Here is a 14,119-nt window from a genome sequence, read left to right as displayed (position 1 = left end):
GCCCATGCGGACCGAGCTGAGCCGCCGGCTGGGCATCGAACACGCCCTCTTCGGCTTCACACCGTTCCCCGCGGTCGCCGCGGCCATCAGCCGGGCCGGCGGCCTCGGCGTCCTGGGCGCGGTGCGCTACGCCGCCCCCGGCGACCTCGCCCGCGACCTGGACTGGATGCAGGAGCACACCGACGGCAGACCGTACGGGCTCGACGTCGTGATGCCCGCCCGGCGCGTCGAGGGGGTGACCGAGGCCGACGTCGAGGCCATGATCCCGGCCGGCCACCGGGACTTCGTCCGTACGACCCTCGCCGAACACGGCGTACCGGCCCTCCCCGACGGCGAGCCCTCCGGCTGGCGCGTCACCGGCTGGCTCGACGACGTGGCCCGCACCCAGCTCGACGTCGCCTTCGACTACCCCATCGCCCTCCTCGCCAACGCCCTCGGCCCGCCGCCCCCGGACGTCGTCCGCCGCGCCCACGCGCGCGGCGTCCTCGTCGCCGCCCTCGCCGGCAGCGCCCGGCACGCCGTCCGGCACGCGGAGGCGGGCGTCGACATCGTCGTCGCCCAGGGCTACGAGGCCGGCGGCCACACCGGCGAGATCGCCACCATGGTGCTCACCCCCGAGGTCGTCCGCGCCGTCGACCCGCTGCCCGTGCTGGCCGCCGGGGGCATCGGCGGCGGCGAACAGGCCGCCGCCGCACTCGCCCTCGGCGCCCAGGGCGTCTGGCTGGGCTCGCTCTGGCTCACCACCGAGGAGGCCGGCCTGACCTCCGGCGCCCTCACCGCCAAGCTCCTGGCCGCCGGCTCCGGCGACACCGTGCGCTCCCGGGCCCTGACCGGCAAGCCCGCCCGCCAGCTGCGCACCGCCTGGACCGACGCCTGGGACGACCCGGCCGGCCCCGGCACCCTGCCCATGCCCCTGCAGGGCCTGCTGGTCGCCGAGGCCCTCACACGCATCCAGCGCTACGAGGTCGGGCCCCTGCTGGGCACCCCCGTGGGCCAGATCGTCGGCCGGATGGACACCGTCAGGAGCGTACGGGCCGTGGTCGACGACCTGACGCGGGGCTTCGAACGAGCGGTGGAGCGCCTGAACCGCATCGCGGGCGGCGCCCGGGAGGAGGACGTAACGTCATGAAGGCAACGTCATGAAGCGCGAGAGCAAGGGCTTCTGGGCCCAGGCCACGGAGAACCCCGGCCGTACCGTCCTCATCACCCCCGAGGGCGAGGCCTGGACCGCCGGCCGGCTGCACGCCGACGCCAACCGCCTCGTCCACGGCCTGCGCGCCGCCGGACTCCGCGCGGGCGACGCCTTCGCGACCGTGCTGCCCAACGGCCCCGAATTCCTCACCGCCCATCTCGCCGCCACCCAGGCCGGCTTCTACCTCGTGCCCGTCAACCACCATCTCCTCGCACCGGAGATCGCCTGGATCCTCTCCGACTCCGGCGCCAGGGCGCTCGTCGCCCACGAGCGCTGGGCCGCCGCAGCGACCGCCGCAGCCGACGAGGCGGGCCTGCCCGCCGACCACCGCCACGCCGTCGGCACCATCGCCGGCTTCCGCCCGTACGCCGGCCTCCTCGACGGCCGGCCCGGCACCCCGCCCGCGGACCGCACCCTCGGGTGGGTCATGAACTACACCTCCGGCACCACCGGCCGGCCGCGCGGCGTCCGCCGCCCCCTGCCCGGAAGAGAGCCGGAGCAGAGCCATCTCGGCGGCTTCCTCGGCTTCTTCGGCATCGAGCCGTTCGGCGACAACGTCCATCTCGTCTGCTCGCCGCTCTACCACACCGCCGTCCTGCAGTTCGCGGCCGCGTCCCTGCACATCGGCCACAAACTGGTGCTCATGGACACCTGGACGCCGGAGGAGACGCTGCGCCTGATCGACACCCACCGCTGCACCCACACCCACATGGTGCCCACGCAGTTCCATCGCCTGCTGGCCCTGCCGCCGGAGGTACGGGCCTCCTACGACGTCTCCTCCATGCGGCACGCCGTCCACGGCGCCGCCCCCTGCCCGGACCACGTCAAGCGGGCCATGATCGACTGGTGGGGGGAGTGCGTCGAGGAGTACTACGCGGCCAGCGAGGGCGGCGGAGCGTTCGCCACGGCGGCGGAATGGCTGCGCAGGCCCGGCACGGTCGGCAAGGCCTGGCCCATCAGCGAGATCGCCGTCCTCGACGACGACGGCAAGCCGCTGCCCGCCGGCGAGACGGGCACCGTCTACCTGCGGATGACCACCGGCGGCTTCGCGTACCACAAGGACGCGGACAAGACCCGCGAGAACCGCGTGGGCGACTTCTTCACCGTCGGCGACCTCGGCCACCTCGACGAGGACGGCTACCTCTTCCTGCACGACCGCAAGATCGACCTGATCATCTCGGGCGGCGTCAACGTCTACCCCGCCGAGGTCGAGTCCGTGCTGCTGCGCCACCCCGCCGTCGCCGACGCCGCCGTCTTCGGCATCCCGCACGACGACCGGGGCGAGGAGGTCAAGGCCGTCGTCGAGGCCGCCGAGGGCCACCGGCCGGACGACGCGCTCGCCGCAGAACTCCTCGACCACTGCGCCCGCGCCCTGGCGGGGTACAAGCGGCCCCGGTCCCTCGACTTCATCGCCGCCATGCCGCGCGACCCCAACGGCAAGCTCTACAAGCGCCACCTGCGCGAACCCTACTGGCGCGGCCGCGAGCGGACGGTGTGACACAGGCCGTACGGACCGGCGTCCGGCCCCCGTGCACGGGGGCCGGACGCCGGTCCTCAGCCGACGGCCGGCGGGCGCTCAGCGCTCGCCGACCCGCACCACCTTCAGCTTCGGCGAGGAGAGGATGTCCTTCTCGCAGAACCGTCCCCGCACCATCCGGCCGGCCGAGAACAGCTCGGTCTGGTCGCTGTAGTGGGGGGAGGTGGGGTCGGAGGACTGCCCGTACGTCAGGAGCGTACGGGCCACCGGGCAGCCGCCGCCGTCGAAGCCGACGGCCTGGATGTAGCTGGAGCCGTGGGCCACGTCGGTGTAGCCGCCGGCGGAGGCGTCCCAGCGGGCCTCGATCATGTTCCAGATGCCCAGGGCGTGCGCGCCGCCGGACAGCGGGATCCGCTTGCCGTTCCGCACGACGAACTGGTGCTCGCCCAGCGGCGCGTCGAGCGCGATGCCCGCCGCCCGCAGCTCCGCGACCGTGTCGGCCAGTGCGCGGGGGAAGCCGTCGGCCGAGGTGTCGAGCGTGTTCGGGGTCGTCACGGGCGAGGCGGCGGAGAAGGGCACCCGCCACAGCTTGTCCTCGGGGACCGTCCGCACCAGCCTGCGCCAGAAGCGGTCGAAGAGCAGCGCGCCCTTGCCGTCCTTGGCGACGGTCCGGTCCCACCGGGACAGGACGCCGCACGCCGCCGAGACGTCCACGCTCGTGCCGTCGCTGCCCGTGGCCCGGCCGCCGGGCAGCGCCGCACAGCCCTTCGCCGCGTCGGCGGCGGCCAGGGCGCCGGCCGGCGCCCGGTTGGCGAACTGCTGCCGCTCCAGGTCGGCCACGGTCAGCCGGCCGCGCTTCGCCATGGCGGCGACGTCCTGGAGCCCGCCGCGCGTGCGCAGCGAACGGGACGTCGCGGTGTCGCCGAAGATCCGCGGGTAGCCGGTCAGCGGCCGGTCCGCGTTGGCCAGCCAGGCGCTGTCGTTGGAGTTCTCGGCGTACGGGGCGTCGAGGAGCGTGGGCATCGCGGACGGGCCGAAGATGCCGTCCTGCACGGCGTCGGCGTCCCGGCCCGGCGCGCAGTCGCCGCGCGAGCCGTCCAGCACGGCCAGGCCCGCGGCCGGGAACGTCTGCCGCCCGAACGCGGTGGAGCAGCGCCCGGCGAGGTCGTCGGTGACGCGGGGCAGCACCTGCGACTGGGTGTAGAGGCTGTGCCCGGCGGAGTCGGCGGCGATGGTGTTCACCCAGGGCAGGCCCTGCGTACGCCGCAGCCCCTGCTGGATGTCGCGCACGCTGCGGGACCTGCTCAGCGCGAGCGAGGAGTCGAGGAACCGCAGGCTCTGGGCGTTGGGGTCGTTGAGCGCGTAGGCCGTGCCGTCCGCCGCGGGCAGCGGCATGTCGTCGAGGGAGGTCACCACGGGACCGAAGCGGGTCCACCACTGGGTGCGGGTGACATCGGAGGTACGCCCGTCCGCGCCCCGTACGGGAACGGTGACGGTGCGCTTCGTCATCCGTTCGGGTTTGCCGTCGACGAGGTAGCTGTGGGAGTCGCCGGGGGCGGTCTTGAGCTCGTGGAGGTTCAGCGGCACGCCCGTGGCGACCGTGTGGCTCCAGGCGATGTGCTGGTTGTGGCCGATCTCGACGATGGGCATGCCCAGCAGGGAGCCGCCCGAGACGTTCAGCTCGCCGGGGATGGTCTGCTGCGACTGCCAGAAGCGGCGGCCGCCCTGCCAGGGGTAGTGGGGGTTGCCCAGCAGCAGCCCGCGGCCGTCCGCGGTGGCGGAGCCGGCGAAGGCGACGGCGTTGGAGCCCATGTCGGCGTTCTGCCGGTCGAAGACCTTGCGGGCCGCCGCGGCCGGGTCCGTGGGCCTGGCGGGGGCGGCGGACTTCTTCGGCTGCTGCCCGATGCCCGAGAGGCCGTCCGCGGCCAGGCCCTGGCCGCCCAGCACGGTGATGGCGTAGCCGCGCCGGGCCACGTCGACGGCGGTGACGGGAGTGACCCAGGAGGCGCCGCGGCAGGCCGGGTCGGAGATCTTGTTCTGCTTGAGCCAGGCGTTGTAACCGGCGGCCCAGCCGCGCATCAGCTCCTTGGCCTGGCGGCTGGGCCCGGCCGGGGCCGGTCTCTCCAGGAGCTTCTCCACGGTCTGCGCGTCCCGCACCCCGCGGAAGAACAGGTCGCTGGAGAGGTTGGTGGTGGCGGACGACAGCGACCCGCCGGGCCGGCCGTCGGGGCCGAAGGCGCGCGAGCGCTCGCCGCGCAGGGTGACGAAGCCGTCGGCCAGGACGCACACCTGGTCCTTGGCCTGCGCCCAGCCCGAACCGAAGCCCAGGCTCGCGTAGTCCTTGCCGACGATGTGCGGAATTCCGTACTCGGTATAGCGGATGACGGCGGACAGGCCGTCCCCGGACGGCTTGAGCGCGCCGTCCCCGAAGGCCGCCGGGGCCTGGGGCGCCGCCGCGGCGGGCAGGGCGCTCGCGCCGGTCGCCAGGGCGAGAGCGGCGACCGTCAGCGCGCGTAAGCGGTGACGAATGGGCAAAGTGACCTCCTGCGATAAGGGCGGGAAGACTTGTTGACAGGGGGGACGCAGCCGGAGGCCGCGGGGTTCAGCCGCGCTCGTCGACGACGCGCCGCAGCTTGCCGGCGGACCGCTGGAGGGTCCGCGGATCCACGAGCTCGACCGCCACGGACACCCCGACGCCCTCCTTGACCCGCCGCGCGAGGTCGGCGGCCGCGGCCGCACGCCCCTCGGACGTCGCCTCCGGACGCGCCTCCGCCCGTACGGTCAGCCGGTCCAGCCGCCCCTCGCGGGTCAGCACCAGCTGGAAGTGGGGCGCGACGCCCGGCGTGCGCAGCACGATCTCCTCGACCTGGGACGGGAAGAGGTTCACCCCGCGCAGGATGATCAGGTCGTCGGAGCGGCCGGTGATCCGTTCCATCCGGCGGAAGGGGCCGCCCGCCGTGCCGGGCAGCAGCCGGGTCAGGTCGCGGGTGCGGTAGCGGACGACGGGCATGGCCTCCTTGGTGAGCGAGGTGAACACCAGCTCGCCGTGGGCGCCGTCGGGCAGGACCTCGCCGGTGACCGGGTCGACGATCTCGGGATAGAAGTGGTCCTCCCAGATGTGCGGCCCGTCCTTCGTCCGCGCCCACTCCTGGGCGACGCCGGGGCCCATGACCTCGGAGAGCCCGTATATGTCGACCGCGTCGAGGGCGAAGCGCTCCTCGATCTCCCGGCGCATCCCCTCCGTCCACGGCTCCGCGCCGAAGACGCCCACCCGCAGCGAGGTGGCGCGCGGATCGATGCCCTGGCGCTCGAACTCGTCGAGCAGCGTGAGCATGTACGAGGGGGTGGCCATGATGACCCGCGGTCGCAGGTCGTGGATGAGCCGTACCTGGCGCTCGGTCATGCCGCCCGACGCCGGAATCACCGTGCAGCCCAGCCGCTCGGCCCCGTAGTGCGCGCCCAGCCCGCCGGTGAACAACCCGTACCCGTACGCCACATGCACCATGTCACCGGCCCGCGCCCCCGCCGCCCGCAGCGAACGCGCCACCAGGTCCGCCCAGACGTCGAGGTCGGCCTCGGTGTAGCCGACGACGGTGGGCGTGCCGGTGGTCCCGCTGGACGCGTGCACACGACGGAGACGGGACCGGTCGACGGCGAACATGCCCCACGGGTACCCCGCGCGCAGATCGGCCTTCGTGGTGAACGGGAATCGGGCGAGATCGCCGAGGGAACGGCAGTCCTCGGGCCGCAGCCCGGCCGCGTCGAAGGCGTCGCGGTAGAAGGCCACGTTGTCGTAGACGTGCCGCAGGGTCGCGCGCAGACGGGTCAGCTGGAGGGCGGTGAGCTCTTCGGGAGTCATGGTGGATCTTTCCCCCGGCCGGGGGCTCTCCCTAACCGGGGGTAAGCGGCGGGGGCGGGTCAGGTCCGGTGCGGGCAACAGCGGGGAGTGCCGGGCAGCGGGGTTGCTCCCCGCGGTTCGAGGCCGTCCTGAGCCGCATCCGGGTGCCGCGGCCCGTTCGTGTCGAACGCCTGGGCAACGGCAAGGCTGTCCTCGTAGATATGGTGCCGGGTGACAAGGCCGTCTTCGACGGTGAGGTGCAAAGCGAACCGGGCGCGATAGGCACGTCCGGTGGAGCGGGCCGTCTGACGGAATTCGCCGAGTACGACCGCGTCGTCGCCGTCGATGAGGATGCGCTCGATCTCGGTCGCCGTATGCCCGGGCACATGGTGCTCGGCGAGCTCCAGGTAGTGGGCGGCGGCATCCGCACGGGTGGAACGGTGGCGAATCCACGGGGTAGCAGTCCGACCGTGCTCGGACTCCGGCCAGTCCAGCTTCCAATCGCCCCACTCGGCATACATCTCCGCGATGCGTTCGGGATCGCCCTGGCCGATCCGGCGTAACAGCTCTTCCACCACAGCACGGGTAGCTGGGGGTACGGCTATGGACACGACTCATCACTCCGATCCGACATCCGCGTCCGCCTGACGCGGCGAGATCACCATTCTCGCCAGCACACCCACAGACCCGGTTCCCCACCTCGCGGGGAGGAGGCCGTTGCTGCGGAGGTCCCTGGGATCCGCTGCCGTGACGTCGTCCCGGTATCGGAGCCACTCGCTCACGCGGCGCCCCGGTCACAAGGAGCGGACACCGGGCGGTTGACCGGCCGAGGCTCGCCCTGGACCCCTCGCCTTGCAGGTCGGCCTCAGAGGGGGCGATCCTGAAGATGAGGCATGCCACCCATCCTGTGAGCCGACCGCAAGGACTGCGGAGCCGACAGGCGACCGCGGCCCGGCAGAGAGCGTGATCCAGGGGTGGAGCAGGCAGCTGCCGCCTGCCCGGTCCAGGCCGGCTGACACCGACGTCGAGGTGCTGCGGCGCCAGGGCCGCATTGTCGTGGTCGGTGCCTCGCTGGCCGGTCTGCGCGCGGCGGAGACCCTGCGCGAGCAGGGCTTCACCGGATCCCTGACCATGATCGGCGACGAGCCGTACGAGCCCTACGACCGTCCGCCGCTGTCGAAGCAGGCACTGCTCGGGAGGGCACGACCCGAGGACACCGCTCTACCGAGGCGGCGCCACATCGACGCCGAATGGCGGCTGGGCGTCGCCGCCGAGAGCCTCGACAGGGGCGCCAAACAGGTACGTCTGACGAACGGCGACACCGTCCCCTACGATCGCCTGCTGATCGCCACCGGGACCAGGGCGCGGCCCTGGTTCCACCCGGAAGAGGCCGCGCTGGGAGGGGTGTTCGTGCTGCGGACGCGCGACGACTCCGCACGCCTGCGCCGGAAGCTGACCGGTGGCGTGTCGCGGGTGCTGGTGATCGGCGCCGGCTTCACTGGCTCCGAGGTCGCCTCCGCCTGCCGGGAGCTGGGGCTTCAGGTCACGGTCGCCGAACGTGGCCCGGCACTGGCGGGCGCGCTCGGCGGAGTGATCGGCGCGGTCGCGGACCGGCTGCAGCGGAAGCACGGAGTCGACCTGCGCTGCGGCGTCAGCGTCACCGCCCTCGAGGGCGACGACGTGGGACGGCTGAGACGAGCCCATCTGTCCGACGGCCCGGCGATCGACGTGGAGGTGGCGGTCGTCTCGCTCGGTGCCCTGCGCAACACGGAATGGCTCGCCGGCTCGGGGGTCGCCGCGGGACCCCAGGGGGTGGCGTGCGACGCCGGGTGCCGGGTGTTCGACGTCAACGGCATCGTCACCGACGACATCTACGCCGCCGGTGACGTCGCCCGCAGCCCCCACCCGCTGTTCGACTACCAGTTCCTGGCGCTGGAGCACTGGGGCAACGCGGTCGAACAGGCCGAGATCGCCGCCCACAACATGATCTGCGCGGGTCCGGACCGCCGCCCGCACCTGTGGCTGCCGATGTTCTGGTCCACCCAGTTCGGTGTCGACATCAAGTCGGTGGGTGTTCCCTCGCTGGGCGACCAGCTGGTCGTCGCCCAGGGGACGCTCGCCGAGGAGCGGTTCGTGACGGTGTACGGCTACCGGGGCCGCGTCATCGCGGCGGCCGCATTCGACGGAGCCAAGTGGATGGGGTTCTACGAGCACCAGATCGCGTCCGGCGCGCCGTTCCCGCCGGAGTACCGCACAGTCGACCGCCGGACCGAGACACTGCAGCCGATCGACCCGGCCTTCCCCAACCCCCATCTGCCCACCCACGGGCCCACGGTCACGCTGACGGGTCACTCGCCGAGCGAGCGGCGTGTCTCGTTCGTTCCGGCACATGCGTGATCACCGGCCCTGTACCGCCCGGAGCCCTCAGGAGTCGCCATGACGTCCGGCAGCATCGTCGCGCAGATCGCCGACTACGCCAATCGGGCCGATCCGTACCCGCTCTACGCGGAACCGCGCAAGCAACCGGTCAGGCGGGAGGACGACGGCTCCTACCTGGTCAGCACCTACTACGAGGTGCGCAGCCTGGCCAACGACCCGCGGCTGAGCAACGACACGAGCAACCGTCCGTCCGGCGCCGCCCGACCCGGCGAGAACGACCCGGAGAGCGGCCTGCCGCCCAGCTTCATCTTCACCGACCCACCCGTGCACGACCGGCTGCGCGACACCATCAACCGGCCGTTCGGCCCCCCGCACAGCCCCCGATTCCTCGACGGCCTGCGCGGCGAGCTGGCCCAGGCCGTTACCGAACTGCTCGACGCCTTCGAGGGCAAGGACCAGGTCGACATCGTCGAGGACTTCTCCTACCCCCTCCCCATCACCGCCATCTGCAAGGTCCTGGGTGTGCCACGCGAGGACGAACCGCGCTTCCACGCCTGGGCCGACGCCCTGGCGTCGTCAATCGATCCCCGGCCCGGCGACGACAGCGCCCAGGAGAAGGGCCAGCGGGCACGCCAGGACATGGGCGCCTACCTGTCCGACCTGATCGAGACCAAACGCCGCCACCCCGGCCCCGGGATCCTCAGCGCGCTCGCCCCCACCATGGCACCGGCGGACCTGGAGGCCACCGCCGTGCTGCTCCTGGTCGCCGGCCACGAGACCACCGTCAACGCCATCACCAACACGACCCTCACCCTGCTGCGCCACCCCGACATCCTCGACCGGTTCCAGAAGGACCCGGACCTGGCCGTCCCACTCATCGAGGAGGTACTGCGTACGAGCCCCCGGTCCAGTTCGTCCCGTGGACCACCGCCCTGGACGACATCGACATCGCCGGCACCACCATCCCCAAGGGCTCGCCGGTCTGGCTCATGCTGGCCGCCGCCAACCGCGACCCCAAACGCTTCGAGAACCCCGACCGGTTCGATCCCGACCGCAAGGACAACGAGCACCTGGGCTTCTACACCGGCATCCACTACTGCTTCGGCGCACCCCTCGCCCGCATCGAACTCCATGCCGCGGTGCCCGAACTGTTCCGCCGGGTCACGTTCTCCCGGCTCCTCGAGGACCCGCCGCCCTACCGCGCCAACGCGGTCCTGCGCGGCCCGCGCCACCTCCCCGTCGCCATCGAAGGACTCACAGCCTGAACACCGCCGCCCTCCGCCGACCCGGTGCCCTTCGACCATGCGACGTATTCGAAAGTGTCCAGGGACGGTCGTCGCGACGTTCGCACCCGCCGGCCCCTACGCTGTCGGCCGGTGCACATGGACGGTGGTCGGGAGTGGGCATGGACGGTGCGGCGAGCGGCCCCGGTGGTCAGGGCCGTCCGAGGGGTCCGGGCAGCCTGGCTGTGCGGCTGCCGCGCGAGCAGGACGTGCTCGCGCGGATGCGTGGGACCGAGGACCGGATCGCGGACGCGATCACCGCCTTCGCCGGCACCATGCAGTTCGTCTACCTCCACGCGGCGTGGTTCACGGTCTGGATCGTGTGCAACGAAGGCGTGTTCGGTCAGGGGGCCGTCTGGGATCCCTTTCCCTTCGGGCTGCTCACGATGATCGTCAGCCTGGAGGCGATCTTCCTCTCCACCTTCGTCATGGTGAGCCAGAACCGCCAGGCCGCTCGCGAGAACATCCGCGCCGACCTCGACTTCGAGACCAATGTGCGTTCTGAGGTGTGGTCGATCCACATGGGCCACGCCCTGGGCGTCGACCCGGCGGAGGTCGAACGCAAGGTGCAGGACGTCCTCGCGGAGAACCGCGCCCGCTTGACGGGCTCCGGCCAGTCCTCCGGGTGACCGGCCTTCGGGCATCAGCGAGCCGTTGCGTAGCGATTCCGATGAAAGGCACGTCATGAAGATCGCAGTCATCGGCGGTACCGGACTGATCGGTTCTCAGGTCGTCAAGAACCTGAACGCCGCCGGACATGAGGCCGTACCGCACTCGAAGTCCACCGGAGTCGACGTCATCGGCGGCCAGGGGCTGGACGAGGCGGTGGCGGGAGCCGATGCCGTCGTCAACCTGACCAACTCCCCGACCTTCGACGAGGCCTCGCTCGCCTTCTTCCAGACCTCGATGGACAACCTCCTGGCCGCGGCCCGGAAGGGCGGCGTCGGCCACTTCGTCATCCTCTCGATCGTCGGCGCGGACCAGGTGCCGGAGCTGGACTACTACCGCGCCAAGGTGCTTCAGGAGAAGATCCTCGCGGCCGGGCCGATCCCCTACTCGATCGTGCGCGCCACGCAGTTCATGGACTTCATGGACGCAGTCCTGTCCTGGACCGCCGACGCCGACACCGTCCGGCTGCCCGCCACGCCCATCCAGCCCATCGCTTCCAAGGACGTGGCCGACGCGGTGGCGGAGGTCGCCGCCGGGGCTCCGCTGAACGGCGTCCGCAACATCGCGGGACCCGAGGTCTTCCCCCTGGACGAGCTGGGCCGGATCACCCTGTCCCACAAGGGCGACAGCCGTACCGTCGTCACCGACCCCACCGCCGGCATGTTCGCCGCCGTCAAGGGGGACGTCCTCACCGACAAGAACGCCCGCCTCGCCCCCACCCACTACGCCGACTGGCTCTAGCAGATGAGAGCGGTAACGACCCGCCGGGCGGAGCGCAAATTCACCGACCGGCCCGTTCCGCGAGGGGTGCTGGAGCGGGTGCTGCCGGCCGCGGCCTGGGCGCCGTCCCAGCTGAAAAGCCTGGTCACAGGGGCTCAGCGGCGCACCCTGGGCATGCCCAGGCCTATCCAGGAGATGATCTCGCGCTGGATCTCGTTGTTGCCGCCGCCGAAGGTGAAGATGACCGCGCTGCGGTAGCCGCGTTCCAGTTCGCCGTGGAGGGCGCAGCCCGCCGAGCCCTCCTTGAGGGGGCCGGCCGCGGCGAGCACCTCCATCAGCCAGGCGTACGCGTCGCGGCGGGCCTCGGAGCCGTAGACCTTGACGGCGGAGGCGTCCTGGGGGGTGAGGGTGCCGCGCTGGAGGGCGTCGACCATGCGCCAGTTGAGGAGCTTCATGGCCTCGAGCCGGATGTGCGTACGGGCGAGGCGGCCGCGGACCCAGCCGAGGTCGGCGACGCGGCGGCCGTCGGTCAGGCGGGTGGTGGCGGCCCACCGCCGGACGTCGTGCAGGGCGCGTACGGCGGTGGTGCCGTGGGCGGCGAGGGTGACGCGCTCGTGGTTGAGCTGGGTGGTGATGAGCCGCCAGCCCTCGTTCTCCCGGCCGACGCGGCGGGTGGCGGGGACGCGGACGCCGTCGTAGTAGCTGGCCGTGGTGTCGTGGGAGGCCAGGGTGTTGATGAGGGTGCAGGAGTAGCCGGGGTCGCTGGTGGGCACGAGGAGGATGCTGATGCCCTTGTGGCGGGGTGCGTCGGGGTCGGTACGGACGGCGAGCCAGACCCAGTCGGCGGTGTCGCCGTTGGTGGTCCAGATCTTCTGCCCGTTGACGGTGTAGTGGCCGGTGTCCACGTCGCCCTCGCGGACGGCGCGGGTGGTGAGGGCGGCGAGGTCCGTCCCGGCGCCGGGCTCGCTGTAGCCGATCGCGAAGTCCAGTTCGCCGGAGAGGATGCCCGGCAGGAAGTACGCCTTCTGCTCCTCGGTGCCGAACCGCATCAGCGTCGGGCCGACGGTGTTGAGCGCCATCAGCGGGAGCGGGACGCCCGCCTGCGCGGCCTCGTCGAAGAAGACGAACTGTTCCATCGGGGTCATGCCGCTGCCGCCGTACTCCCGGGGCCAGCCGACCCCCAGGCGGCCGTCCGCGCCCAGGCGGCGGATGGTCCGGCGGTAGAAGCGCTTGCGCTCGGCGGGGTCGGCGTGGCGCTCGTAGGCGTCGTCGGGCACGAGGTCCGCGAAGTACTCGCGCAGCTCGGCCCGTAACCGCTGCTGCTGCGGGGTGTACTGGAGATCCACGGCCCCTCCATGTGGTCGCCGGCCGGTGCTTCCGGTCGCTGCCGGTCGCTTTTCGGATGCGGCGGACACGGTAGAGCGGGTCGCGGGCATTCGGAAGGCGGATGCCGGGGCCGAAAACGGATCATGGCGGACTCCGCAGGGAGTCCGCCATGATCATCGCGATGGGGTGCGCGGGAGGGTGGTGCGGGGCTCAGCGCCCCGCGTGCCGGCGGTGGCGTCCGCCGCCGCCCGGGCCGGGCACCGCCGGGTGGCCGTAGCCGTCCCGGTCCGCCTCGAGCTCGGCGCGCTCCTCCTCCAGGCCGAAGCGCGTGAGCAGGGCCCCGATCAACGGCAGGCGGTCGAGGTTCGGCAGCAGCCAGGCGTGCCACACCCCGGTCACGAAGAAGATCGCGGAGCCGGCGATCAGCACCGAGCCGAAGGTGTCGGTCGGGTAGTGGGCGCCGACGTACATCCGGGAGAAGGCCACCAGCAGGACGGCGAGGACGCCGAGGAACACGACCGTGCGGCGGTGCCGGGACTCGCGCAGGAGGAAGTACACGCCGACCATGGCCGCGACGGTGAAGGCGGTGTGGCCGCTGGGGAAGCTGTTGGAGCCGATCTCGGGGTCCAGCATGAACTCCCGGGGCGGCCGGGGCCGGGCGACGATGGCCTTCGCGATCTGGGTGCTGTTCCAGCCGATCGCGACCACCAGGAACGTGGCGCTCGCGGCGATGGGCCGGCGCCGCACGAACAGCAGGTATCCGCACCAGACCGCGATGATCAGCACACCGGCGACCGGGGAGGCGCAGTAGCTGACGGCCTCCATCGTGTGGTTCAGCCAGCCGGTGCGCGTGTTGGTCTGGATCGTCCGGTCCAGGTCCAGGTCGTGCGGCTGGATGATCTTGGTGTGCGCGGCGGTCATCCCGAGGACGATCGCGCTCGCGAACAGCAGGATGGAGTAGCGCAGCCAGTGGCGCACGTAGGGCATGGGTGGGGCGTCCTTCGTATCGGTACGGCGGTACCAGGGCGGCAGCGCGGTATGCGTACGGTCTGGTGACGAGTACATGCCGCACGGTCTCAGCGCGGCTGTACGTCAAAAAGTACACGCGCGCGGGACCGCGCTCGGCGGGCGCCCACGGTCGCACGGGAGCACCGGGCGGATGAGGACCCCCAGGCCGGGGCAGGGCGGGCGTCCGGGGCGTGACGGGACTCACGTTCCGCGATCATGCGGGGACG

10 protein-coding genes and 2 pseudogenes are annotated in these 14,119 nt (G+C 72.2%); 7 read left to right on the top strand and 5 right to left on the bottom strand.

The genetic code is table 11. The annotated features are described in order from the left end of the window. The first annotated feature begins 4 nt into the window (after positions 1-4). Together J1792_RS14010 and J1792_RS14005 are read left to right on the top strand one after the other, a co-directional pair. On the top strand, positions 5-1,129 hold the full coding sequence (locus J1792_RS14010; protein ID WP_086567686.1) for an NAD(P)H-dependent flavin oxidoreductase: 1,125 nt from the start codon (positions 5-7) through the stop codon (positions 1,127-1,129). Between the two features lie 10 nt (positions 1,130-1,139). Further along, entirely contained in the window at positions 1,140-2,690 is a 1,551-nt protein-coding gene (locus J1792_RS14005; protein ID WP_086567688.1) for an acyl-CoA synthetase, read from the top strand. 78 nt (positions 2,691-2,768) lie between these two features. On the opposite strand, the gene J1792_RS14000 is transcribed toward J1792_RS14005, so the two are convergent. The 3 genes and pseudogenes from J1792_RS14000 to J1792_RS34035 all read right to left on the bottom strand — a co-directional run. Further along, on the bottom strand, positions 2,769-5,204 hold the full coding sequence (locus tag J1792_RS14000) for a penicillin acylase family protein (protein WP_207247355.1): 2,436 nt from the start codon (positions 5,202-5,204) through the stop codon (positions 2,769-2,771). A 67-nt stretch (positions 5,205-5,271) separates the two neighbouring features. Beyond that, positions 5,272-6,528, bottom strand: coding sequence for a phenylacetate--CoA ligase PaaK (gene paaK, locus J1792_RS13995; RefSeq protein ID WP_207247354.1), 1,257 nt, complete (start codon positions 6,526-6,528; stop codon positions 5,272-5,274). Between the two features lie 161 nt (positions 6,529-6,689). Continuing rightward, positions 6,690-7,118: pseudogene (locus tag J1792_RS34035) on the bottom strand (nuclear transport factor 2 family protein); the annotation flags it as partial. Between the two features lie 418 nt (positions 7,119-7,536). Between J1792_RS34035 and J1792_RS13985 the strand changes: the two are divergent. The 5 genes and pseudogenes from J1792_RS13985 to J1792_RS35765 all read left to right on the top strand — a co-directional run bounded on the left by J1792_RS13985 (position 7,537) and on the right by J1792_RS35765 (position 11,816). Continuing rightward, positions 7,537-8,904 carry an NAD(P)/FAD-dependent oxidoreductase gene (locus J1792_RS13985; RefSeq protein ID WP_307842982.1) on the top strand — a complete coding sequence of 456 codons (1,368 nt, stop codon included), beginning with the start codon at positions 7,537-7,539 and terminating at the stop codon, positions 8,902-8,904. A 39-nt stretch (positions 8,905-8,943) separates the two neighbouring features. Further along, positions 8,944-10,151, top strand: a pseudogene (locus tag J1792_RS13980) (cytochrome P450). Between the two features lie 140 nt (positions 10,152-10,291). Next, a complete protein-coding gene (locus J1792_RS13975) occupies positions 10,292-10,798 on the top strand; it encodes a DUF1003 domain-containing protein (protein ID WP_086571243.1) in 507 nt (168 codons plus the stop codon). A 55-nt stretch (positions 10,799-10,853) separates the two neighbouring features. Further along, the gene (locus J1792_RS13970) at positions 10,854-11,579 is read left to right on the top strand and encodes an SDR family oxidoreductase (protein ID WP_086571240.1); all 726 of its coding nucleotides are present in this window, start codon (positions 10,854-10,856) and stop codon (positions 11,577-11,579) included. A 3-nt stretch (positions 11,580-11,582) separates the two neighbouring features. Next, positions 11,583-11,816 carry a nitroreductase family protein gene (locus J1792_RS35765; protein ID WP_207247353.1) on the top strand — a complete coding sequence of 78 codons (234 nt, stop codon included), beginning with the start codon at positions 11,583-11,585 and terminating at the stop codon, positions 11,814-11,816. On the opposite strand, the gene J1792_RS13960 is transcribed toward J1792_RS35765, so the two are convergent. Together J1792_RS13960 and J1792_RS13955 are read right to left on the bottom strand one after the other, a co-directional pair. Further along, positions 11,714-12,904: an acyl-CoA dehydrogenase family protein gene (locus tag J1792_RS13960; protein ID WP_207247352.1), complete on the bottom strand. Its 1,191-nt coding sequence runs from the start codon at positions 12,902-12,904 to the stop codon at positions 11,714-11,716. The genes J1792_RS35765 and J1792_RS13960 overlap by 103 nt on opposite strands. Before the next feature lie 190 nt (positions 12,905-13,094). Then, the gene (locus J1792_RS13955; protein ID WP_086571236.1) at positions 13,095-13,871 is read right to left on the bottom strand and encodes a phosphatase PAP2 family protein; all 777 of its coding nucleotides are present in this window, start codon (positions 13,869-13,871) and stop codon (positions 13,095-13,097) included. Positions 13,872-14,119 lie beyond the last annotated feature (248 nt).

Origin of the sequence: Streptomyces triculaminicus, from assembly GCF_017349075.1 — a bacterium.
Lineage (GTDB): Bacteria > Actinomycetota > Actinomycetes > Streptomycetales > Streptomycetaceae > Streptomyces > Streptomyces triculaminicus.
The sequence above is the reverse complement of the archived record's forward strand: the minus strand, read 5'-3'. Positions and strand labels throughout refer to the sequence as shown.